Genomic DNA, 20,712 nt, shown 5'->3' with positions numbered 1-20,712 from the left:
ATGCAAAACGTGAACATCTGGAGCGAAGAGTTCGGCGCCGAGACGGACGCGCCGATCCTGTTGATCATGGGTTCGATGTCGCAGGGCATCCTGTGGCCGGAGGAGTTCGTCGGCCGCCTGACCGCCGGAGGCCGCCGGGTGATCCGGTACGACCACCGTGACACCGGCATGTCGGGCACCGTCGACTTCGAGGCGCAGCCGTACACGTGGGACGACATCAAGAACGACGTCTATCGCGTGATGGACGCCCACGGACTGGAGAGCGCGCATCTGGTCTGCCATTCGGCGGGCGGGCTGCTCGGCCAGTTCGTCGCCGTGGAGCGGCCGGAGCGGGTGCGCTCGCTGACCGTCATCGGCTCCTCCCCCCTCGGTGGCGGCGAGGGCCAGGTGATCATGCGGGCCCTGATGGGACAGCAGCAGCCCGAGGGGAGCCTGCCGGAGCCGGCGCCGGAGTTCGTGGCCTTCTACCGTACGCTGATGGCCGCCCCGCCACCGGCGGACCGGCGCGCGCGGATCGACGGCATGATCGCCGAGCAGCGCATGTTGCACGGCACCGGGCTGCCGTTCGACGAGGACGCGGCGCGGCGCCTGCAGGAGCGGATCTACGACCGGGCCCGCGACCTGTCGGCGGTGGCCAACCACCGGCTGGCCGCCATGGCCAAGCCCGACTTCGAGCCGGTGGGCGTGCTGCACCAGGTGAAGGCGCCCACGCTGGTCATCGAGGGCAGCCACGAGCCGGCCAAGCCGGGTCACAGCGCGATCATCGCCGAGCAGATCCCGGGAGCCCGGCTGACGATCGTGGCGGGCATGGGACACACACTGCCGCCGGAGGTGCACGAGGAACTGGCCGCCGCCATCCTCGCGCACACGGCCGAGTGACGCGTGTTCAGGCTCGGGTGAAGCTGCCGCAGGAGACAGCGATCGGTGAAGCGGCCTTAGCCGGTGAGCCGGCATCGAGCAGTCGGGTGGCAAGAGGGGAGCCGACGTTTCCTGCGGCGCCGGTGACCTGGTTCTCCTCAGGGTCGGTTTGCAGGGATTCGTCCCTGCGCAGGGGGCGCGGCGATCGTCTCGGTGTATCCGCCATGGGGCGAGCGGTGGATGATGCCGGTCTCGATGCCGTGCGCGCGTTCTTCCCGCTCCTGTGCTTGCAGGGCCAGGCACAGGCGCCGGGTGACCTCGAAGGCCATGAGGGGACCGGCGAGGACCGCGATGCGGAAGAACCACGTGACGGCGAAGAGTGACAGGTCGAACTGGTGGGCGATCTGGTCGTTGGCCGCGGCGACCCACAGCAGGCCGAAGAAGGTCATGCCCGCCGCGCCGAGCGCGGTCCGGACAGCCGCCTCGCGGGGCCGGTCCAGGGCGTGGTGGAGGGTACGGGCACCGGTGAGCCTGCGTTCGATGAGCGGATAGGCCGCCAGGACGGTGAAGAAGGCGCCCGGCACGATGAGAGCGGGAATGAGGATCGACAAGGAGAGCGGATGGCCGAAGACGAGGGGTTCCCAGGCGGGCATGATGCGCAGGGCGCCGTCCAGGAAGCCCATGTACCAGTCGGGTACGGCTCCCGCGCTGGTGGTGCTCGGGTTGGCCGGGCCGTACAGCCATATGGGGTTGATCTGCCCGACGGTGCCCAGCAGGGTGAGCATGGCGCAGGTGGCGAGGAACAACGCCAGCGAGCTGAGCGGCGGCACGTAGGTCGCGCCCGGGTAGTGCGTGCGGCCGTGCCTGCGCAGCAGCCGGCCTCTGATCATGAACAGCCCGGTCATGGTCGCCGGGATGAGTGAGACGTGCAGCCAGTAGAACACCGGGAGCACCCGGTCTCCCGGTACGGCCTCGCCGAACAGCAGGCCCGTCAGGTGGCTCCCGATGAGCGGGATGGACTGGGTCACGCCTTGGATCAGGGCGAGGCTGCCGCCGGAGAGCAGGTCGTCGGGCAGGATGCCGCCGGTCACGCCCGCGGCGATCGCCAGGAGGAACAGGGCGACCCAGATCAGCCAGTTCAGGCCGCGGGGGCGGCGGAAGGCGCCGGTGAAGAACAGCCTCAGCAGGTGCAGGCAGATGGCGGCGACGAGGATCAGCGTGGCCCAGTGGTGGATCTGCCGCATCAGCAGACCACCGCGTACCTCCAGGCTGATCGCCAGGGTGGAGTCGAAGGCGCGGCTGACGGGCACGCCGCGCAGCGGCAGGTAGGCGCCCTGGTAGATCACCTGGGTCGTATCGGGGTCGTACAGGAAGGTCAGGCAGATCCCGGTGAAGATCAGCACGATCAGGCTGTGGATCGCGATCTGGCCGAACAGGAACGACCAGTGGTCCGTCCGGCCGCCCTGCCGCGCCGGCCGTGCGAGCAGGCCCTTCATGCGTGGAGGTCCCGGGTGTCGCCGATCCGTACCGGATGAGGGTCCTCGTAGCTGAGGTCGATCACCACGACGCCGTCGAAGGCCGGGTTTCTCGAGGCCAGGAGCGAATGACTGGCCGGCGCGTACTGCTCCATACCCGGTTCGGGGAGGTCGCGGCGAAGGATTTCAATCGTCAATCTCATGCCGCCATCGTGAGTTTTGGGGTCCATGAGGATCAACGACGGATCACGCCATGCACTGGTAAGTCCGGCTTACCGCCGGAAGCGGGCTCCTGCTACGTGAAGGAGTGCGTCCCGGATGGGCAGGTAGGCGAGTCGGGGCGGGCGTTGTAGCGGATGACGTGCGGAAAACGCCCATGAGCGAAGCCGGGGATCATGCCGACGCGGAGCACGCCGGTCCGGCCTTTGGCAGCCCGGCCGGCGAGCGCTCGGCGGTGCGCCCGAAGTGCAGCTCTTCGGCGAGCGTCAGGAAGATCCCGATGTCACGGATTCCACGTCGGCCTGCCATCGGTAAGTCGCGCTTACCGGAGCATAGCGAATTGCGTCGTTGATCTAGATCGCCCCATAAAACCACCATTTGGGGAGCCGTCATCAAGCGGAGTGAGGAGAAAGATCATGACGCATCGACCGCGAGTCGTGATCATCGGCGGCGGGTTCGCCGGTTACAACGCCGCGCGGACCCTGAACCGCAAGCACCGGCGGGAGATCGACGTCACCCTGCTGAACCCGACCGATTTCATGCTCTACCAGCCCTTGCTGCCGGACGTGGTGGCCGGGATCGTGCATCCGCGTCATGTCGCGGTGTCCCTGGCTGCGGCGCTGCCGTACACCCGGTTGCTGCCCGGCACCGTTACCGGCCTGGACGCCGATCAGCGAGAGGTCCGTTACGTCGACTCCGAGGGCCGATCGCGGCAGGTCGGCTACGACCGGCTGATCGTCAGCGTGGGCGCGGTGAACAAGGTCCTGCCGATCGAGGGCAGCCAGACCTACAGCCACGGACTGAAGAGTCTGCCCGAAGCTCTCTACCTGCGCGACCACATCATCCGGCAGGTCGAGCTGGCCGCTGTCGCCGAAGACCCGGAGGAGCGGCGGGCCCGGCTGACCTTCGTCGTGGTGGGAGCGGGCTACACGGGCACCGAGACGGCCGCTGTCGGGCAGTTGTTCACCCGGTCGCTGCTGCGCACGTACCGGAGCTTGGCAGGCGTGCCGGTGCGCTGGATCGTCGTGCAGTACGACGACCGCCTCCTTCCCGAACTGCGCCCTTCCCTGGGCAGGACCGCCGAGCGGGTCCTGCGCAAGCGCGGAGCCGAGCTGCGGCTGGGTACCACGGTGCGCAGGGCCGCGCCGGATGGAGTGCTGCTCAGCGATGGCGAGTTCGTCCCGGCCAGGACCATCGTCTGGACGACGGGCGTCCGTCCCGATCCGGTCATCGACACGTTCGGCCTGCCCACCGTGGGCGGCAGGATCCAGACCGACGAATTCATGGCGGTGAGCGGCCACCCGGAGATCTACGCCGCCGGCGACGCGGCCGCGGTCCCCGACCTGGCCGGTCCGGGCGAGCTCACCCCGATGACGGGGCAGCACGCCCAACGGCACGGCGCGGCCGTGGCCCGCAACGTCGCGGCCTCGCTCGGACTGGGCCGGGGCGCCAAGCCGTACCGGCACCGGCTGCTGGGCTTCCTCGTCGACCTCGGCGGGTGGCAGGCGGCGGCGGACCCGCTGGGCGTGCCGCTGTCCGGAGTGGCCGCGAAGCTGGTCACCCGGGGCTACCACCTGTACGTCATGCCGGGCAACCGGATCAGGGTCGCCGCCGACCTGCTGCTGGACGCGGTGCTGCCGCGCCAGGTCGTGCAGCTCGGCCTGGTCAGAGGCGACGCCGTACCGCTGGCCGGCCCCGACCCTGAGCTTCCCCGGCGGGTGTACCCGACCGGCTCGCCACAGGGTGAGCACGCCGAGGCGGTCCCCCTTTCCGTCGCTGGAGACCTCTGTGCCCAATCGAGGCGCTGACCGACCGCGCACGGCAAGGTCGGTGTGCCTCCCACCGCGGAAGGCTTCGAGGACCTCGCGCACCTGCTCGACCTGCGGGCATCGCTGCTCGTGGCCGAGGCGACCGCTCCGGGAGCGATCGCTCGCAGACAGACCAGGGGCTGTCACAACCGCAGCGACCACCCGGAGCTGGACGAATCGCTGACCAGGACCCTAGAAGTCTCGATGGACGACCGCGAACTCCGGGTCGGCAGCCGCGCCCTGCTTGAACCCGCCCCCGAGCTCGCCTGCCTGGCTGCTCTTGCCCCCCGACATCGACCCGACGGGTCGGCTCACCGAATAAGGAGACCTCAACCATGATCCTGGTAACCGGCGCCACCGGAAACGTCGGATCTCACGTCGTCGACCAGTTGCTCGCCGCCGGCGAGAAGGTCCGCGTCATCACCCGCAACCCCGGCGGCCATTCCTTTCCCGAGCAGGTCGAGGTCGTGCCCGGCGACCTCACCCAGCCGGACACCCTGCCGGAGGCGCTGGACAGCGTGGAGCGGGCGTTCGTGTTTCCCGTCTTCACCGGGCTTGGCGCCTTCCTCGACGCGGCCCGGCTGTCCGACCTGCAGCACGTCGTTCTGCTGTCCTCCGCGGCAATCACGCACACCACACCTTCGTGGATCGGCGAACAGCACCTGAACCTGGAGCAGGCCGTCGCCGCCTCCGGGCTGGCCTGGACGTTCGTCCGCCCTGGCTTCTTCACGACCAATGACCTGGCCTGGGCGCCGCAGATCAAGGCCGGCGACGTCGTCCGCGGCCTGTACGGCAATGCCGCCGTGGCTCCGGTCGATCCCCGCGACATCGCCGCCGTATCCGTCCGGGCACTGCTCGATGAGCGCGTGGGCGAGTCCTTCCTGCTCACCGGGCCGCAGTCGCTCACGGGGATCGACCGGGTACGGATCATCGCCGAGACGATCGGACGGCCGCTGCGCTTCGAGGAACTGCCTCAGGAGCTGTTCCGGGAGCAGATGCTCCGCCACGGCATGCCCGCCCCCGCGATCGACGACATGATCACCGGGCTGGCCGCCTGGGACGGCAAGACCGCATCGGTCCTGCCGACGATCGAGGAAGTCACCGGACGGGCCGCCTTCACCTACGGCCAGTGGGTCGCCTCCCGCGCCCAGGACTTCGCGGCTTGACGCTGGAAGGAGCCGCGATGTCGGTTCGGTGGCGCGCGGGGCCACGTACGGCAGGGCCTGCTCGCACATGGGCTGCCGGAGGAGGTCCCGGCCCGCCTGCTCGAGGTCGCCGGCTTCGGTATCAAGGTGACCATGGTCGAGCCCGGCACCTTCGCCACCAGGTCGGGCAAGAGCCCGAATCCGCTCGACAACGGCTACCAAGTCGAGCTCGACCCGAACCACGACGGTCTCCGCCAGGCCCTGGCCGGAGTCGTGGGCGAGCTGCCCTCCGGCGATCCAGTCGCCGCGGCGCAGGCCCTTCTCAAGCTTGTCGACGCCGACAACCCGCCCCTGCGGGGGCTGTTCGGTCAGGGTTTCCACCCGATGATCCAGCAGGCCTACGCCGACCGGCTCAAGACCTGGGACGATTGGCAGGATCTTTCGGTGGAGGCGCACGGCGCTCCGGGAATCGCCTAAGGCCGGTGGGGTCCGCGATAGGGCAGCGTCTGGCTGTAGACGACGCTCGTGGTCGTGCTGCCGAGGCCGGCCAGCTCGTCCATGAGGGTCTCCAGGTGCCCCATCGAGGTCGCGGCCACCTTCAGGGTGTAGCAGTCGTCCCCGGTGGTGCGCAGGCACTCCAGGATCTCCCGTCGCTCGGCGAGCAGCTGGCGCAACGGCTGGTGGCGGTTGCCCGGGTACTTCAGCCGGACCAGGGCGAGCACCGGATAGCCGACCTTGGCCAGGTCGACCACGGCGTGGTAGCCGGTGATGACGCCCTGCGCCTCCAGCTGACGCACGCGCTCGGTGGTGGCTGACGGGCTGAGATTCACCCGCCGCCCCAGCTCGCTCAGGGAGATGCGGGCTTCCTGCTTCAACTGGTCGATGATCGCCCAGTCGACCTCGTCGAGATTCACGGCCATAGGGGGAATTTAGCGAAAGATTCGCGGAGATAGGCGACCAGAGCCGGGCAAAGTGGGTTCCGCTTGCCCGGCTGACCGCTATAACCTCGACCCATGCGTCTGGGGGTCAACGTACCGAATGCCGGGGGTCGGCGTCGGCCGGGCGCGCCAGGGCTTCGAGGCGCTGCGCGTGCCGTTCGCCGAGCGCGGGAAGCCGACCGACGAGTACCGGGCCACCCTTCGGCTGACGACCACGCAGGTCGACGGCCCCGAGCGCCTCGCCGGGTCGGCACCCTCGACCAGCTCCGCCTGCTCGGGGTCGGCACCGTCGTGATCGATCCCTACCACGGAGACCTTCAGGAGACCCGCCGGCCACAGGAAGCGTGGCAGGCCCTCACCGCCGTGGCCACACAGTGGAGGACCTGCTCATGATCACCGCCGCTGACGAGAAGCTGCTGCGCCGCGCGATCGACATCGCCGCGGCCGCCGTCACCCTGGGCGACGCGCCGTACGGCTCCCTGCTGGCCGGGCCGGACGGCGAGATCCTGATCGAGGCCCACAACACCGTACGGCGCGACAACGACATCAGCGCCCACCCGGAGCTCAAGCTCGCCCGCTGGGCGGCCCGCGAACTCGACGAGCGCACCGCCGCCCGCACCACCATGTACACCAGCTGCCAGCCGTGCGGCATGTGCACCGGCGGCATCATCCGCTCCGGGCTGGGCCGGGTCGTCTACGCGCTGTCCACCGAGCAGCTCGTCGAACTCAATCCAGGATCAGGCTGGCCGACGGTCGAGCAGGACGGCCCGGCGCTGTTCGAGGAGGCACGCGTCCCCATCGACGGCTACTACCGGAGTTGATCCGGCAGAGGCATGTCGTGCAGGATCTCCAGCGAAGCGCGACCTGCGGTTCGGTGTAGCTTCACCTTGAGGGACGTGCATGGAACTACGAGACGTCGAGATCTTCCTGACCTTGGCCGAGGAGCTGCATTTCGGCCGCACCGCCGCGCGGCTGCACATCACCCCCGCGCGGGTGAGCCAGGTGATCAAGCAGCAGGAGCGGAAGATCGGCGGCGAGCTGTTCTACCGGACCAGCCGCAGCGTACGGCTGACGCCGATCGGCGAGCAGCTCAGAGATGAACTCCTACCCCTGTACGCCGGGCTCAAGGACAGCGTGCAGCGCGCCCGACTGGCCGCCCGGGGCATCACCGGCGTGCTCCGCGTCGGCATGCTTCCCATCAACGCCCACGACCTGCGCTCTTATTGGGACACCTTCCGCGCACGCCACCCGCGGTGGAGACTGCACGTCCAGAGCATCGCATTCCCTGACGCCTTCACTGCGCTGCGGCGCGGAGACGTCGACGTCCTGGTCGCCTGGCTACCGGTGGAAGAACCCGACCTCACCGTGGGGCCGGTCCTGTTGACCGACCCCCGGGTGCTTGCCGTCTCCGCAGACCATGAGCTCGCCCAGCGGACGTCGGTCTCGCTGGAGATGGTCGCCGATTTCCAGCATCCCGACAACGAAACCGTGCCTGCCTACTGGTTCGACAGTTTTGCGCCCCGCCAGACCCGCCGAGGTCGCGTGATCGAACGCGGCCCTCTCGTGCGAGACGCCGAAGACGCCCTCACCTGGACCAGCATGGCGGAGACCGTCACCCTCTTCCCCGCCCACATGACCCGCTACTGGGTACGGCCGGACATCACCTATCTGCCCGTCAAGGACCTGGACGCACTCCTGTATGCCATGGTGTGGCGCAGCAGCGATGCGGAGAACGAACTCATCAGGTCACTCGCGCGGGTCGTACGTGACCTCGGGAGCCTTGACGGCGGTAACGTGAGGCTTACCGGACCAGTGGTCGTTCCTGCTCGGCCAGATCGCGATCCACAACCTGATCCTGCTGATCGTCACCGGGATCTTCCCGACCTTCCTGTACGACCCAGGTGATCTACCAGGGCTCTACACGCCGCTGAGTGGTGTCCCGGTCAGCCGCGCCCTCGACTCCCCACGGCGGCGCGTAGAACCGGGAGGACCTCCGTGGCCAAGCGTTCCGCCTGTTCGCGCGGGTTCGGGCCGACCGGCGTGAAGTTCATCGATGTGAAGCCCAGGCCGACGAAGCTCGCGAGCCGGTCGGTCACCTCCTGCGCCGATCCCGCCACCACCGCGCCCTCATCCGCGCGGCCGCCGATGTGGAAGGAGACGTTGTAGACGCACTCCACGGGACGTCCGTGGGACAGGACGCGCTCCCTCATGCCGGCCGCCTGCTCCGGTGGGGCGAAGCCGAGAGACGGGATCCAGCCATCGGCCAGCCGGCCGGTCGCCTCCAGGGCCCGCTTGCCGTATGTGCCGAGCCAGATCGGGATGGGGCTGGCGGGCTTCGGCTCCATGGCGGCATCGTGCGTGTGGTATCGGGTGCCCTCGAACGTGAAGCGTGGTTCTGACCAGAGGCCGCGGATGATGTGGATCGCCTCGACCATGCCGTCGACCTTCTCCCGGGCTGTGGGCACCCCCAGCCCGAACGCCCGGAACTCCTCATCCGAATAACCGCCCCCGAGCCCCAGGATCAGCCGGCCGCCGGAGAGCCGGTGCAGGGCCTCGGCCATTTTGGCCACCATCGCGGGCGATCGGTACGGCACTCCCAACACGCGCGTGGCGACCCTGATCCTTGAGGTTGCGGCCGCGACCCAGGTCAGCATTGTCCACACCTCGTACGATGGCTCGCTCCCGCAGGGATGGTCCGAGGCCGAGACGAAGTCGAATCCGAGCTCCTCGGCCGCCCGAGCGTCACCTGCCGGGGCAGCCCCCGGCGCCGCCGAGGTCGAGATGTTCAATCCGAACACCATTGCTCCCTAGTCTGTGGTTTACATGTAAACCTAAACTTGGAGTTGGTTACACGTCAACTAAGCTCGGCCGGCATGGAGCCACGTTGGTTGGATGACGCCGAGTTCAGGGCCTGGATCGGATACCGGAGGATGCGGCTGCTCCTGGACGCGCAGGTCAGCCGGGATCTCATGCGTGACACGGGGTTGTCGGCCCCCGACTACGACGTCCTTTCGGCGCTGACGTCCACCGAGGATCATCGGTGGCGGCTCACCAAACTGGCCGATCGCATGCTCTGGTCGAAGAGCCGCCTGTCACGGCACATCTCCCGGATGGAGCAGCGAGGTCTGGTCAGGAGGGAGGAGCCCAAGGGCGACGCCCGAGGAGCGATGATCGTGCTGACTGAGGGCGGGCTGCGCGCCATCCAGGAGGCCGCTCCGGCTCACGTCGAGTCCGTCCGCCGCCATTTCATCGACCTGCTTTCCGCCGAGCAGATCCAGGCGCTGGGGACAATCGCCGCGACCGTCCTCACCCACCTGTCGGATGCCGGGACAATCCCAGAGGCCCAAGGCGAAGGGCCTGCGAAGAGAGTTTGATGTATGTCCGTGATATCCGCTTTCCATATGGCTATCTGGCTCCCCCATCGATGACGAAGGCGGATTCGTCGAACCCGCTGCCGGCATTGGCCTGAGAGCTGGAGTCGGGCGCGATCGGACCGCGCAGGGTGATCTGGTGGACCTAGCTGGCGCGCTGGACGTGGACGGGTGAGAGGTAACCGGGGCGCAGGTGTGTCGTCTGGAGTCGGGGCGCCCGATCCCGGCCCGCCTCAACAAATCCTCAACCTGGTCTCAACACTGCCCGCCGCACCATGAGGATCACCAGTCGATCACACGGCAAAGGGGGCAACATGCAGTGGAAAACCAGGACGCTAGGGATGCTGGCAGCGGTCGGCGCGGTCATGGCGGGGACGCTCGTGTACGGGCCGGCGGCGTCGGCGGCCGGCCCTCCCAGCCCGTGCATCGCTCCCGCCACCTCCAACCTGGACGGCGGCTACGGCGTGATGAAGGGCTCGTTCAACCTCAAGAAGGGGCCCTACGCGGACCGGTGCGGGAACGTGACCAGGCTCGGCAGGGGCCGGGTCATCTACTTTCACTGCTGGACACGGAACGGGCGCGGCAATCTCTGGGTCTACGGCCGAGTCAAGGGGACGGGGACGTACGGCTGGATGTCCGTCGACAACTTCCGAAGCATCCGCCACTCGAACTACGAGACCTGCCGGCCGAACGCCGATCGTGATCACACGTAGGCACCCCATTATGTGAGTCAAAAGACGCGCAGCCATCCCCTTCATCCTGGCGGCGGGTCCCCGGATTTGCTGTCGTCAGCAGGTTGCTCGGCCACTGCGGAAAGCAGCACAGGTGTTGATCACGGCCGACGCTGCAACCTCGGCCTTATCTCGAAACCACTCGCTTTCATCGGCCACTGATGGGGTGTCGACTCGTCAACGCCATTTGTAGGAAGCGGGCCGAAATTGGACAGGGGACAGACGAATGGTTGACACGCCGAGAGCAACGGCGGCCCTTTTCTCGGTGGTCTTGGCAGCAGGTCTCGTTGCCTGTTCCGCAGCCGGCGAAGAGCGCGGGCCGGAAGCAGACACCAGTCAGGGGTCTTCGGAGACCGGCACCGGTGGAGACTTCACCCAGCAGAACATCATCATTACGGCTGTCTGCTCGCGGGGGAACGACCGCGGAGGAGTCATCAACGTCGACGGCTGGAACCCGCAAAGCTGGAAGCACATGGCGCATGCGGAGTTTCGGCTGCCGGAGACGGCGATTGTCGAGTACGACAAGTCCGAGCCCAATACCGCCGTAAGGCAACTGTGCGAGCCGGATGAGCTGCCCGCTGATGCCGGGGATGTGGCTGCCATCCGATCACTCTTCGACCAGGACTTCACGAAGATGGCCGTGGTCACCGAGGACCCGCAGACCGCGGCGACTCATGTCGGGTACGTCGACCGTTCGGGCAGGTTCACCGATCTGACCGGGAACGAGGGCTTCGGCAATACTCCGCACGAGCACAACGCGGCCTTCTCGCGGGACGGGAGCGCGGTCTGGTTCACGTACGAGGTAACCGACCAGCCTGGGATCTCAACCAAGGACCGCGTCGCGAGCCGAGCACTTGCCGGGGACCACAAGGCGGTCGACCAGTTGGAGGTCAGGATCGCCTACCGCCTCATCATGGTGGGGGGAACGCCGAGCAGGGCGGTGGTGGCCAGCAGCGCCTTCCTCTCGCCGGACGGCAAACGCCTCCTGGCTGAAGGTCGCGTCCTGGACGTTCCTGCGGAGGGCCAAGGGGTGGGCCCGGACCTCGTGGAGAAGGGCAGATACGTCTCTTGTGGCGGCGTCGGGTGGCTCGACAACGACACGGTGCTCTGTAGCGAGGACGGCAGGTTCGCCGCGCTTGACACCGCCTCGGATGCGAAGCCTGGAGCGCCCATAATCCCCAGCAACGACTACAGCAACCACGCCATGGTGATCTCCCCCGACGGTCAGAGATTCGCGTTTCTCTCCGAGAATGGCGCCGCAAAGGATTACTACCTCTGCGACACCAAGCCGGGATCCACACCCCAGAAGGTCGAGCGAACCGGGAAGTTCTCCGCGCTCGGCGACGCTGCCGCGTTCATCGAGTGGCGCTGAAATGTGATCATCTGTCGGCGCACGCCTGTACGTGGCTGGGCCGGAAAGCCTGGTCTCCCCATCCCTTGTGGCTCCGCCCGTCCTGTCGGCCCTGGTGCTCGCCTGCACGCCGGTCACCACGCCGCCGGGGAACGTCGACTCCAGGTCGCGGATGACGGTCCCGTTCAGGACGAGCGGATCCCCGGCTCCGGGACGCTCTGGAGGGTGACTTTCCGCCGCCTCCACGAGGACCGCACACCAGGCGAGAGATGGTTGGTGCCCGTAGCACCATCAACCCCTGGCGGGGAGATCATGGCGGTCGGGTCCGGAGGCGAATGAGCGAGTTGTCGGCGCGGCCGCGCGGCCATCAGAGCGGGGCCCATCGTGCGGCCCGCGCTGGGCTGGTGGCGGGGCTGTCCGCCGTGGTCGTTTCGGGATCGCTGCCCTGGATCGCGCCGGCCCGGTCGGGCACGGCCGGACAAGCCGAGGGATTCGCTCCGGGTTTCGGCCAAGTCGTGGTCGGCCATCTGGGACTGTCCTATCTGGACGTTCATCGCGCAGTTCCGGTGATGCTCCTGGTGACGTTCGCGTTCGCGGGTGGCGCGATCATCGCGTCGTTGCTGGCGGCGGTCGCCCTAATCCGGCCGTCAGGTGGCGTTCATGTGCTGGGCGCCGCACTCGCCGCAGTGGACGTTGTCGCGTGCGGTGCGGCCGTCGTGCCGTCTCATCCCGATCTGGTCCCCGGTATTGGGCCTGTAGTGGCCGCCTTCGGATTCTTCGTTCTCGCGATCTGCCAGGCCGTGCTGGCGTGGGGAGAACCGGGCGCTCGTGCAGATCGGCGACTGAGATCTTAGGAAGCGATCGACAGCGGCCTGAAACAGGGCCGAGCCCGGTCGACGTGCGATCTCGGCCGTCATCGTCGCGTGCCTTGAGCAGGCCCATGATGCGAAATGCCACGCGGCCTTCCTTCGGCCGCAACGTCCTGGATCGCTGACGCCCGACCACGACCGCATCGGGCTGAGGCCTCACGATCGCCTCACTTCGGCACCCGCCGTACGGGGCCAAGGGCGCTCGATGGCGACGGCTTGTCCAGGGCGCCGCGGGCAACCTGTGGGACCCCCACAGCCGTCGAGAGCCTTGTGCAGACGGCGTCTCCCTCTGGCCTGCGGCCCCGTCCAGGAAGCTCGACGGATACTCAACATATCCTCAACACCTGCAAGCCTAAATTGCCGGACATGAGATCCGTAGGAAAGATCGCCACCCTGGCCGTGGCGGCCGCGCTCACCTCCGGCGTGCTGGTCTCCTCAGCACACGCCACCAGCGCCACCGAAGGCGCCACCAAGGCCTCGACCGCTCTGTGGCCCTGCATCGTCCAGGCGAAGTGGGCGGTCAAGGTGCACAAGCGCAAGAGCCTCAGCTCCGGCTACCGGGTGGCCAAGAAGGGCACCAAGTTCCACGGCTACTGCTGGGACAACAAGCCCACCTGGAAGTGGACCGAAGTCTGGAACCTGAACGGCGGAGGACACGGGTACGTCTGGCACACCGGGCTCAAAATGGTCCGCTAGGCCGAATCGCGTAGAGCAATCGCGAAGCCGACGAACCGGTGCATTCGGACCCACCATAGGCGTGTCCGGCTTCGACGGACGCCTGTCGGGGAGCAGCCCCGGCTCAGTGGCTTCGGTGGCCTGCTTGGTAAAGCCCCTCAGAGCAGTCGGCCAGCGACCACTGGCGGTTGAAGCGGCCCGCGCGCGTGACGGGGGGCGCGGTCGGAAGGCGTGCCCGGCACCCAGGTGGTGACGATCCAGGGTCGTGGAAACACAGCGGAGGGTTCGCCGAGGCGCTGCGTGTCGGCGTACCGGCACCCTTCACCCCGACCACCTCACCGGGTGCTCCGGCATTCGCCGAGGCCCTACTGGCTAGGGGCACATCGTGAACGGTTCGATGCCAGGCAGGTGGCGGGACCATTCACCGGCGGTAAGCGTACGACCGGCGCGCGCGCACAGGGTCGTGGCCACGTGCCGCTCGTCCACGTCGAACACACGGATCGTGCCGTCGGGGGCGGCGGTGTGGAGTTTCGTGCCGTCCGCAGAGAATGCCACCCACCCGCCGTCGGCGCCGTCCGCCGCCTGCTTGCCGTCGAAGACGACGCCCAGCGGTCGCCGGCTCGGCACGTCCCAGAGACGTACGCGCAAGCCCTTCTCGTACGTCGCGATCGTGCGCCCATCGGGCGACCAGGCCAGCATGGTGGCCTCGCTGCCCGGCACCGCGGGGAACTCGGCGATTCTGGTCCTGACGTCGCCGTCCCACAGAGTGAGTCGGCCGGGCCCGGAGAAGGCCACCTGCCGGCCGTCCGGGCTGAAGGCGAAGGCGCCGGCGAGCTGCCCGGTGCCCTGTTCGGGAGGCCGGGTGGCGCCCTTCTCAGGATCGATGAGTTGGAGCGGGTTTCCGGTCACGAGCAGCCGTCCGTCGGGGCGGAAGGCGAGGTCGTTCGCCCCCGTCCCGGTCTCCGCTCGTCGAGATCCGCGTTCGAGGTCCCACAGTTCGACGCGACCGTGCTCCCCGTAGCGCGACACGGCCAGCGTGCGTGCGTCCGGACTGAACGCCAGCGCCTGGGCGCCCTGCTCGACGCCGCCCCCCAGCTTGAGCCGGGCCGACACCTTGAACGCGGTCAGATCCACGATGTGGACCGTGTCGTCGGCGGCCAGGGCGAGCCGGCGGCCGTCGGGACTGAAGGCGGTCGCGCCGCCACCGCCCGACCGGCTGATCAGTTTCATCAAAGCGCGGCCCGTCGCCGCGTCCCTGGCCTCTACCCGGTCCCCCCAGATCGCGGCCAGCACGCGCGTGGAGGGAGCCAGCCGTACGTTCCCGCTCTCGCTGCCGCCGCCGATCGGCGGGTCGAAGACCATCGAGACGTCCTCGGTGTGGACGGCGCCGTGTTCATCCAGATAGCGGACGGCCCGGCCGTCGAGGTCGAAGCGGAGCCCGCCGACGAAGGCGGGCATGGCCTGGCTGTACACCGTGTCAAAGAAGGCGGGCATGGCCTGGCTGTACACCGTGTCAGGGGTGGAGCGGCGCTGAAAGGTCAGTCGCTCCTGGCCGCCCCAGTTGGCGATGAAAGCGTCGCCGAAGACGAAACCGGCCTCCGGGCCCACCCCGCCCCCCGGGCCCATCCCGCCCTCCTGGCTCATCACCTCCTCGCCGGACGGCAGCTCGAACATACGGATCCTGCTCGTCTCTTTCGAATTCACCAGCTCCGTGGTCATCATCAGCTTGCCGTCGTCGCTGAAGGTGGTCTGGTTGATGGCGCCCTTGTCCCGCCCGACCGGCGGGATCGGCATCCTCTTGCCCCGGCGCAGGTCCCACAACTCCGCGTCGTAGCCCTTCACCACGTAGCCGAAGCGGCCGTTCCGGCTGATCGCGTTGAGCGCGGCTCCCGAGGGAGCGGTGAGTTGCTTACGCTTGGCGACGTCCCACCATTCGGGCAGGGCTTTCGCTCCCCAGGGAATGGCGAGGTAACGCCCGGAGCCGTCGAAGCTCAGCGTGCCGCCGCCCGATTGCCTGCCTCGGCGGGCGATGGGGGCGCCGAGCGGTCTTCCGGTGCGTGTGTCCCACAGCCGTACCCCCTCGTGGTCGAGGAGGGCAAGGGTGTGCTTGTCGGGGGCGAGCGCGGCTTGGGACACGCCCGCGCTCACCCCGGACAGCACGCCGATCCGCCGTTGGCCGGTGACGTCCCAGATCCTGGCTGTCCCGCCGTCCACGGACACGAGCACGCGGCCGTCCTGGCTGAGGTTCTGCACGGTCGCGGCCGTGTAGTCGGGGTCGAGGAAGACGGAGGCCGCGGTCTGAGAGAGCGAGTCGTAGAGCGCGCCGCGGGTCTCGGGCAGCTCCGGGCTCAATCGCCAGCCGGCCACGCTCAGCAGCTTCGCGACCTGAGGATCGCTCTGCCGCAGGTCGGCGGCCCGCAGCGCGAGCTCCCGCGCCAGCGCGTCGTCGCGCTGGCGGCTCGACTCCCTGCGCAGGTACTCCGCGGTGCCGAGCCCGCCGAGCGCGACCACGAGCAGTACGGCCAGGGCCGCCGCGACCAGACGGCGTCTCCTCGCCCTCGTACGGGCCAGGCTTACCGCCTCGTCGAGGAACTCGCGTTCGCGCCGTCCCAGCGTGAGGTCCTTGTGCGCGGTGGCGGCCCACTGCAGCGTCCGGTCGAGCGCCGAGCCGTGCAGCAGGTCGGCCGGTCTCCTGCCGTGCTCATTCCACAGCGCGGCCGCCTCGGCGAGTCGCCGGTGGACGGGCAGCCCTTCACGGTTGCCCGCCACCCAGTCGCGCAGCCGGGGCCAGGCGTGCAGGAGGCCGGGCGTGGCCAGTTCGTACGCGGTGCCGGACCGCGTGACCAGGCCCGCGGCGCCGAACAAGGTGAGCATCGCGTCCACGGCCTGCGAGTCCGGCAGCTCGTCCCTGCCGACGGGCCGGAGTTCGTCGCCGTCGATCATCCGCAGGAACACCTCGGGCACGGTCGCACGCTCGGCCTCGGTCAGCTCGCCGTAGAGCTCCTCCGCGATCGCGCCCAGATCGGGCTCGGGCCGTCCGGTCAGGGCACCCGCCTGCGTAAGTCCGCGTTCGAGCAGGTCATCGCCGCCATGGCCCAGCAGCCGCAGCAGCACCTCCCCGGCGGTCGGCCGCTGCGTGGGATCCCGGGCAAGCGCCGCGGCCACCAACGTGTCCAGGGGTTCAGGAAGGTCGCACACGTCCGGCTCGAACTTCATCACCCGCCCGATGACGGCGGCCGGATCCCCCGTTTCGATCACGTCCTTGCCCCGGGCCGCGAACAGCACCACCATCGCCCATGCCCACAGGTCGGCCGCCTCGCTCGCGCCCCACCCCGAGAACACCTCCGGCGGCATGTATCCGGGCGTGCCCATGATCGGCCCGCTCGTCGTCGGCCCCACCTCACGGGCCACACCGAAATCGATCACGCGCGGCCCGTCCGGCCCCATGATGATGTTGTCCGGCTTGAGATCGCGATGCACAATCCCGTCCTGGTGGATGGCGGTCAGCGCGGTCGCCACCCCGATCGCCAACCGGTGCAGCGCGTCCTCCTCGTACGAGCCCGACTCCGCCACCACCTGCCTCAGGCTCGGCCCCGGCACGAACTCACTGACGATGTACAGCGGCGCCGAGTCGACCTGTGCCTCGATCACCTTGGCGGTGCAGAACGAGGCCACCCGCTGGGCCGCTGCCGCCTCCTTCGCGAGCCTGGCCTGTGATTCGGCGCTGTCGTACCTGGGGACCTTGATCGCGACCCGCTCTCCCGCTTCCCCGTAGCCCTCGTAGACGACGCCCTGGCCGCCCGCGCCCAACCGGCCGGCCAGCCAGTAACGACCCAGACGCCGCGGATCGGATGGGGTGAGAGGGACCGTGGAGAGTGCCATTGCGGGAAACTCCGGATGAGCTGAAGGTCAAGGACGTCTGCCGGAGGCTGAACATCGGTGTGGAGCCCAAGCACGCCAAGCCCGAACGCACAGTCGACCGGCGTGTCCTCCTCGAACCCGAATCATGCCTCTCCGTCCTGCGTCCGTTCGGAAGCGGGCTCTCGACGATCATCGCCATCGCGTGCGCGACGTTCAGGGCGACATCGCCGCGCGCTGTCAGCCAGGCCTCAGTGACGTGAACTGCGCCTCAATGAGGCGTAGTTCGTCGTGCACGATTCGACGGATGGCTTGAGGCGTGAAGTTGTGCGGAAAGGTCGCCGTCTGGAGCGTCAGGCCGTCCACGAACATGTGGAGGCGCGTGGCCTGGCCTTCCAGCCCGGTGTCGGCGAACTCCTGTCCCACGCGATCGGGGAGCGGCAGCCCGTGGCAAGAGGCGATCGCCAGCCGGCAGATGTGGCGCTCCCCCGACCAACTCGCGTCACGCAGGTCCGCCAGGGACTCATCCACATGCGAGCGCACCAGACATGCCAGCCATACGTCCACCTCGACGCGGCGGTTGTCATCGAGGGGAAGAAGCTCTTCGAGGATGAGCTGGGCGCGCTGTGTGCCCGGCAGGTCCGCATCGAGGTGGCCGGTGATGCGCTTGGCGACGCTTCTGGCGACCGCCTGCGCCGCGAAGCTGAGCAGGCCGCGCTGATTGTCGAAATAGTGGCGCAACCCGCCGACCGAGACTCCTGCCGCCTCGGCCACCTTGCGGACCGTGGCCCCTTCGATCCCGTCCCGGCTGATGATGCCCCACACGATCCGGGTGAGCTCCTCGCGCCGCTGCTCGTGGTCCACGATCTTCGGCATGCCTCTATTACAGCACACCTGTACGGTCTCCTATAAAGTACAAGCGTGCGAAATAAGGCATGGCAGCACTCCCCGCATCGCCCGATGCTGGGCCTGGGCATCCTGGTGGCCGGCTTGGCCCTGATCTTCCAGGCCAAACTTCGCCGGGTTCCGGCCAGATTGCCATTGGTGAGAACTTCTGTGTGGACTCAGTAGTCAGACGATGCATGTTCAAGCGTGTAATCGTGGCAGCGGTTGTGGCGAGTGTGGCGGCATCGGTCAGCGTGCCGACGGCTGCCACCGCATCGGCGTCCGCCTCGAAGACCAAGAACATCACCTATCGGGGGATGACTCTGACCGTCCCCTCCAACTGGCAGAAGCTGAAGGTCAACGCCCAAACTCACGGCAACGATTGGATCACGGTGACGACTGGGCCGTGTGAGGCCGCGAACTCCGACTGCCCGAGCTTCGAACTGGTCTCCGGCAAGGTCCTCACGGGCGGTCAGGGTCTCGAGCCTTACCGCGCCGACCGCCCCTTCGCTCCGGATGGGCTCCCGGCCCCCTGCCGGTTCGAATCCAAGTACTCCGAAAAGTTCCCCGGAGACAAGCCGGCGGTGTCGGCTCAGCGCCAGGTGGGTCGCGGCCACGAGGCTCAGTACCGCGAATGGACCGGCGAGTGCTACGCCCAGAAGACCGACAAGCGCACCAGGACCTTCATCCAGCGCGAGTGGTACCTCCCCAAGGAGGGACTCCTCATCGTCGACGGCTGGAACACCCGAGGCCTGCGCGACATCATCAAACGGGCCACGTGGCGGTGACACGACAGCGCCGCGCATGACAGCGCCCTCGCGCCGCTGTTCGGCTTCACGGCTAACCCGCGTTCCATGCGAAGTGCACGGAGCCCAGCCGCGCTGATCTTGCCGAGTCCGCCCTGGTTCTCGACTTCGAGGGCGCGGATACCGATGGCAAGAGACTCCCGATTGGGCTGGAGACTCCAGATCCTCGGAAGGAACCCGGAGAATCTACTTGAACACGGGACCACGCGCTCACGAGGTTCGGCGCGACGGCCAAACGATCAAGAGGCCAGATCATCGATCTTGGGATCTAGCCTCTGAGCTGGTGAAACTCTGTGGGGCTACCAGGACTTGAACCGGGGCCTCTTGCTTATCAGCACGATCATTCACCGCGTCATACGAGTCTCGCCGTGATCAACGCTGATGTAGCTGCGTGAGATCATTCGACTTCGTTCGGGGTCGTTGCGTCACAGTCCAGCGCCTTGCCCCGGGATCGCCTTTCACTTCTCGCCGGCTGGCCTCCGACCGGTTCGCGCGCCGTCACCGCGAGCAGGGTAAGGCGGCGTTCATCGCAGAGACGGAAGGCGCTGGCGGCAAGCCGTCCGGGACTCCATAGTCCTCGCCTCCGCACCGCCCGTCGCGGCCACCGGCCGCGACGGTGCCTGCGGCTTCCGCCTGCTGCGGTCTGCGCTGCGGCCTGGGCAGCGGTGAGTTGCCCGCGCACCTCGCCAAGCTGTTCATTGGCGGCGGCCAGGTCCTGGCGCAGCCGGTCGGCTCGCCTCGACGTACGGCGCGATCGACCGCTGCCCGCTGATGGCCGTCGCCATGGCCGGGCCGGAACTGCCCGTTGACCCCACCCGCACGGCACGGACCCGCACGAGCGCTGCGCCTGCTCGAGACAGGGCTGACCGTACTGGACGAAACGTTCGGCCCGGACGAGCACGCGCTGCTGCGGCTGGTGATGCTTACGCACCAGGCCACCGTCCGGGCTCTGTCCGGCGACCACGAGCAGGTCATCGGCGACTACAGCGCGGTCATCACCGTCGGCCCGCACGAGTCACGCGCCTATTTCGAGCGCGCTGCCCTCCACCGGCACCTCGGGCGCTTGACCGAGGCGCTGAACGACTACGACCAGGCCGCCCGGCCGGCCCCCGCCCTCTCCCGAGGTGTTCTACAACCGCGGCAACGTCCGCGTGGATGTCAAAGAACTGGACGGGGGCGTCCAGGTCTCCGTCCTGGTCGGCCGGCGCATCGCGGGACGCTCCCGCCTCGGCCAGCCTGGAATCGGCTGCGACCGCGGCTGACAGGGCCGCCTCGGCGGCCGGAATGTCGTTGTCCTCGGCCAGGAGTTGGCCGCGCAGGCGCAGCAGGTGGGGGTCGGAGGGCGCGAGCGCCATGCCGGCCTCGACGTCTCGCCGGACGTGGACGCTGTCGCCCATGCCGCGCAGGAGCCCGGCCCGGTTCACGTAGGCGTCGACGGCTCCACCCCCCGTGTGGATCTCCAAGGGTCCCAGTACGTGAAATCCCATTATTTGCCCCTCTTGTCGTGCTGGAGATCTAAGGTCTAAGGCGGCCCGGGGATGTCCGAAATAGCCCTCCGTGGGTCCAGGACAACGCGGCAAAGACTCCGGACAACAAGAGGGGCCCTTGCCCCCGATGTGTGGACACCTTGAGTACCGGATGATGGAGATCCGGAGACAAGGAGTTCCACGTGGCGATGAAGTCGTACCCGCCGGAGTTCAAGGCGGACGCCGTCGCGTTGTAT

At 68.3% G+C, this 20,712-nt stretch carries 21 protein-coding genes and 2 pseudogenes; 16 read left to right on the top strand and 7 right to left on the bottom strand.

The window, feature by feature from the left end; translation table 11 throughout:
- Entirely contained in the window at positions 1–879 is an 879-nt protein-coding gene (locus ACFKCF_RS16860) for an alpha/beta fold hydrolase (protein WP_394494553.1), read from the top strand.
- Between the two features lie 137 nt (positions 880–1,016).
- On the opposite strand, the gene ACFKCF_RS16855 is transcribed toward ACFKCF_RS16860, so the two are convergent.
- Positions 1,017–2,354 (bottom strand): cytochrome bc complex cytochrome b subunit, encoded by a 1,338-nt coding sequence (locus ACFKCF_RS16855; protein ID WP_394494551.1) that lies wholly within the window; start codon positions 2,352–2,354, stop codon positions 1,017–1,019.
- Complete coding sequence (locus ACFKCF_RS16850; protein ID WP_394494549.1) at positions 2,351–2,536, bottom strand: hypothetical protein; 186 nt, start codon at positions 2,534–2,536, stop codon at positions 2,351–2,353. The genes ACFKCF_RS16855 and ACFKCF_RS16850 overlap by 4 nt, the downstream gene beginning before the upstream one ends.
- Positions 2,537–2,968: 432 nt before the next feature.
- Here ACFKCF_RS16850 and ACFKCF_RS16845 point away from each other — a divergent pair, with 432 nt between their 5' ends.
- Both ACFKCF_RS16845 and ACFKCF_RS16840 read left to right on the top strand, forming a co-directional pair.
- The gene (locus ACFKCF_RS16845) at positions 2,969–4,360 is read left to right on the top strand and encodes an NAD(P)/FAD-dependent oxidoreductase (protein ID WP_394494547.1); all 1,392 of its coding nucleotides are present in this window, start codon (positions 2,969–2,971) and stop codon (positions 4,358–4,360) included.
- A gap of 24 nt (positions 4,361–4,384) precedes the next feature.
- Positions 4,385–4,528, top strand: a pseudogene (locus ACFKCF_RS16840) (hypothetical protein); the annotation flags it as partial.
- Positions 4,529–4,552: 24 nt separating this feature from the next.
- Here the strand turns inward: ACFKCF_RS16840 and ACFKCF_RS16835 are convergent.
- The gene (locus ACFKCF_RS16835) at positions 4,553–4,675 is read right to left on the bottom strand and encodes a hypothetical protein (RefSeq protein ID WP_394495114.1); all 123 of its coding nucleotides are present in this window, start codon (positions 4,673–4,675) and stop codon (positions 4,553–4,555) included.
- Between the two features lie 20 nt (positions 4,676–4,695).
- Between ACFKCF_RS16835 and ACFKCF_RS16830 the strand changes: the two genes are divergently transcribed.
- Both ACFKCF_RS16830 and ACFKCF_RS16825 read left to right on the top strand, forming a co-directional pair.
- On the top strand, positions 4,696–5,526 hold the full coding sequence (locus ACFKCF_RS16830; RefSeq protein WP_394494545.1) for an NAD(P)H-binding protein: 831 nt from the start codon (positions 4,696–4,698) through the stop codon (positions 5,524–5,526).
- Between the two features lie 132 nt (positions 5,527–5,658).
- A complete protein-coding gene (locus ACFKCF_RS16825; RefSeq protein WP_394494543.1) occupies positions 5,659–5,982 on the top strand; it encodes a hypothetical protein in 324 nt (107 codons plus the stop codon).
- Here the strand turns inward: ACFKCF_RS16825 and ACFKCF_RS16820 are convergent.
- Entirely contained in the window at positions 5,979–6,425 is a 447-nt protein-coding gene (locus ACFKCF_RS16820) for an Lrp/AsnC family transcriptional regulator (protein WP_394494541.1), read from the bottom strand. The genes ACFKCF_RS16825 and ACFKCF_RS16820 overlap by 4 nt on opposite strands.
- A 118-nt stretch (positions 6,426–6,543) precedes the next feature.
- Between ACFKCF_RS16820 and ACFKCF_RS16815 the strand changes: the two genes are divergently transcribed.
- The 3 genes from ACFKCF_RS16815 to ACFKCF_RS16805 all read left to right on the top strand — a co-directional run bounded on the left by ACFKCF_RS16815 (position 6,544) and on the right by ACFKCF_RS16805 (position 8,348).
- Complete coding sequence (locus ACFKCF_RS16815; protein WP_394494540.1) at positions 6,544–6,738, top strand: hypothetical protein; 195 nt, start codon at positions 6,544–6,546, stop codon at positions 6,736–6,738.
- A gap of 94 nt (positions 6,739–6,832) precedes the next feature.
- Positions 6,833–7,264, top strand: a complete 432-nt coding sequence (locus ACFKCF_RS16810) for a nucleoside deaminase (RefSeq protein WP_394494539.1) — start codon at positions 6,833–6,835, stop codon at positions 7,262–7,264.
- A gap of 79 nt (positions 7,265–7,343) precedes the next feature.
- Complete coding sequence (locus ACFKCF_RS16805; RefSeq protein WP_394494538.1) at positions 7,344–8,348, top strand: LysR family transcriptional regulator; 1,005 nt, start codon at positions 7,344–7,346, stop codon at positions 8,346–8,348.
- A 38-nt stretch (positions 8,349–8,386) separates the two neighbouring features.
- Here ACFKCF_RS16805 and ACFKCF_RS16800 read toward each other — a convergent pair whose 3' ends face one another.
- Positions 8,387–9,244, bottom strand: a complete 858-nt coding sequence (locus ACFKCF_RS16800; protein ID WP_394494536.1) for an LLM class flavin-dependent oxidoreductase — start codon at positions 9,242–9,244, stop codon at positions 8,387–8,389.
- Between the two features lie 72 nt (positions 9,245–9,316).
- On the opposite strand from ACFKCF_RS16800, the gene ACFKCF_RS16795 reads away from it, so the two are divergent.
- From ACFKCF_RS16795 to ACFKCF_RS16775, 5 genes are all read left to right on the top strand, one after another.
- The gene (locus ACFKCF_RS16795; RefSeq protein ID WP_394494534.1) at positions 9,317–9,817 is read left to right on the top strand and encodes a MarR family winged helix-turn-helix transcriptional regulator; all 501 of its coding nucleotides are present in this window, start codon (positions 9,317–9,319) and stop codon (positions 9,815–9,817) included.
- Between the two features lie 311 nt (positions 9,818–10,128).
- Entirely contained in the window at positions 10,129–10,527 is a 399-nt protein-coding gene (locus ACFKCF_RS16790) for a hypothetical protein (protein ID WP_394494532.1), read from the top strand.
- 244 nt (positions 10,528–10,771) lie between these two features.
- Positions 10,772–11,917, top strand: coding sequence for a hypothetical protein (locus ACFKCF_RS16785; protein WP_394494530.1), 1,146 nt, complete (start codon positions 10,772–10,774; stop codon positions 11,915–11,917).
- 314 nt (positions 11,918–12,231) lie between these two features.
- Positions 12,232–12,750: a hypothetical protein gene (locus ACFKCF_RS16780; RefSeq protein ID WP_394494528.1), complete on the top strand. Its 519-nt coding sequence runs from the start codon at positions 12,232–12,234 to the stop codon at positions 12,748–12,750.
- Positions 12,751–13,131: 381 nt separating this feature from the next.
- Entirely contained in the window at positions 13,132–13,461 is a 330-nt protein-coding gene (locus ACFKCF_RS16775; protein ID WP_394494527.1) for a hypothetical protein, read from the top strand.
- A 351-nt stretch (positions 13,462–13,812) separates the two neighbouring features.
- Here ACFKCF_RS16775 and ACFKCF_RS16770 read toward each other — a convergent pair whose 3' ends face one another.
- On the bottom strand, positions 13,813–17,322 hold the full coding sequence (locus ACFKCF_RS16770; RefSeq protein ID WP_394494525.1) for a WD40 repeat domain-containing serine/threonine protein kinase: 3,510 nt from the start codon (positions 17,320–17,322) through the stop codon (positions 13,813–13,815).
- Between the two features lie 216 nt (positions 17,323–17,538).
- Positions 17,539–18,174 carry a TetR/AcrR family transcriptional regulator gene (locus tag ACFKCF_RS16765; protein WP_394494524.1) on the bottom strand — a complete coding sequence of 212 codons (636 nt, stop codon included), beginning with the start codon at positions 18,172–18,174 and terminating at the stop codon, positions 17,539–17,541.
- Between the two features lie 245 nt (positions 18,175–18,419).
- Between ACFKCF_RS16765 and ACFKCF_RS16760 the strand changes: the two genes are divergently transcribed.
- The 3 genes and pseudogenes from ACFKCF_RS16760 (at position 18,420) to ACFKCF_RS16750 (ending at position 20,251) form a co-directional block, all read left to right on the top strand.
- The gene (locus ACFKCF_RS16760) at positions 18,420–18,971 is read left to right on the top strand and encodes a hypothetical protein (RefSeq protein WP_394494522.1); all 552 of its coding nucleotides are present in this window, start codon (positions 18,420–18,422) and stop codon (positions 18,969–18,971) included.
- Positions 18,972–19,458: 487 nt separating this feature from the next.
- Positions 19,459–19,551, top strand: a pseudogene (locus ACFKCF_RS16755) (GntR family transcriptional regulator); the annotation flags it as partial.
- Between the two features lie 562 nt (positions 19,552–20,113).
- Positions 20,114–20,251 (top strand): hypothetical protein, encoded by a 138-nt coding sequence (locus tag ACFKCF_RS16750; protein ID WP_394494520.1) that lies wholly within the window; start codon positions 20,114–20,116, stop codon positions 20,249–20,251.
- Positions 20,252–20,712 lie beyond the last annotated feature (461 nt).

Origin of the sequence: Nonomuraea sp. JJY05 (genome assembly GCF_043496855.1) — a bacterium.
GTDB lineage: Bacteria > Actinomycetota > Actinomycetes > Streptosporangiales > Streptosporangiaceae > Nonomuraea.
This window is presented reverse-complemented; position numbering and strand designations above follow the sequence as displayed.

Coding starts and splice junctions, on each gene's coding strand:
- ACFKCF_RS16860 (WP_394494553.1), top strand. CDS start 1: ATGCAAAACGTGAACATCTGGAGCGAAGAGTTCGGCGCCGAGACGGAC.
- ACFKCF_RS16855 (WP_394494551.1), bottom strand. CDS start 2,354: ATGAAGGGCCTGCTCGCACGGCCGGCGCGGCAGGGCGGCCGGACGGAC.
- ACFKCF_RS16850 (WP_394494549.1), bottom strand. CDS start 2,536: ATGAGATTGACGATTGAAATCCTTCGCCGCGACCTCCCCGAACCGGGT.
- ACFKCF_RS16845 (WP_394494547.1), top strand. CDS start 2,969: ATGACGCATCGACCGCGAGTCGTGATCATCGGCGGCGGGTTCGCCGGT.
- ACFKCF_RS16830 (WP_394494545.1), top strand. CDS start 4,696: ATGATCCTGGTAACCGGCGCCACCGGAAACGTCGGATCTCACGTCGTC.
- ACFKCF_RS16825 (WP_394494543.1), top strand. CDS start 5,659: ATGGTCGAGCCCGGCACCTTCGCCACCAGGTCGGGCAAGAGCCCGAAT.
- ACFKCF_RS16820 (WP_394494541.1), bottom strand. CDS start 6,425: ATGGCCGTGAATCTCGACGAGGTCGACTGGGCGATCATCGACCAGTTG.
- ACFKCF_RS16815 (WP_394494540.1), top strand. CDS start 6,544: ATGCCGGGGGTCGGCGTCGGCCGGGCGCGCCAGGGCTTCGAGGCGCTG.
- ACFKCF_RS16810 (WP_394494539.1), top strand. CDS start 6,833: ATGATCACCGCCGCTGACGAGAAGCTGCTGCGCCGCGCGATCGACATC.
- ACFKCF_RS16805 (WP_394494538.1), top strand. CDS start 7,344: ATGGAACTACGAGACGTCGAGATCTTCCTGACCTTGGCCGAGGAGCTG.
- ACFKCF_RS16800 (WP_394494536.1), bottom strand. CDS start 9,244: ATGGTGTTCGGATTGAACATCTCGACCTCGGCGGCGCCGGGGGCTGCC.
- ACFKCF_RS16795 (WP_394494534.1), top strand. CDS start 9,317: ATGGAGCCACGTTGGTTGGATGACGCCGAGTTCAGGGCCTGGATCGGA.
- ACFKCF_RS16790 (WP_394494532.1), top strand. CDS start 10,129: ATGCAGTGGAAAACCAGGACGCTAGGGATGCTGGCAGCGGTCGGCGCG.
- ACFKCF_RS16785 (WP_394494530.1), top strand. CDS start 10,772: ATGGTTGACACGCCGAGAGCAACGGCGGCCCTTTTCTCGGTGGTCTTG.
- ACFKCF_RS16780 (WP_394494528.1), top strand. CDS start 12,232: ATGAGCGAGTTGTCGGCGCGGCCGCGCGGCCATCAGAGCGGGGCCCAT.
- ACFKCF_RS16775 (WP_394494527.1), top strand. CDS start 13,132: ATGAGATCCGTAGGAAAGATCGCCACCCTGGCCGTGGCGGCCGCGCTC.
- ACFKCF_RS16770 (WP_394494525.1), bottom strand. CDS start 17,322: ATGGCACTCTCCACGGTCCCTCTCACCCCATCCGATCCGCGGCGTCTG.
- ACFKCF_RS16765 (WP_394494524.1), bottom strand. CDS start 18,174: ATGCCGAAGATCGTGGACCACGAGCAGCGGCGCGAGGAGCTCACCCGG.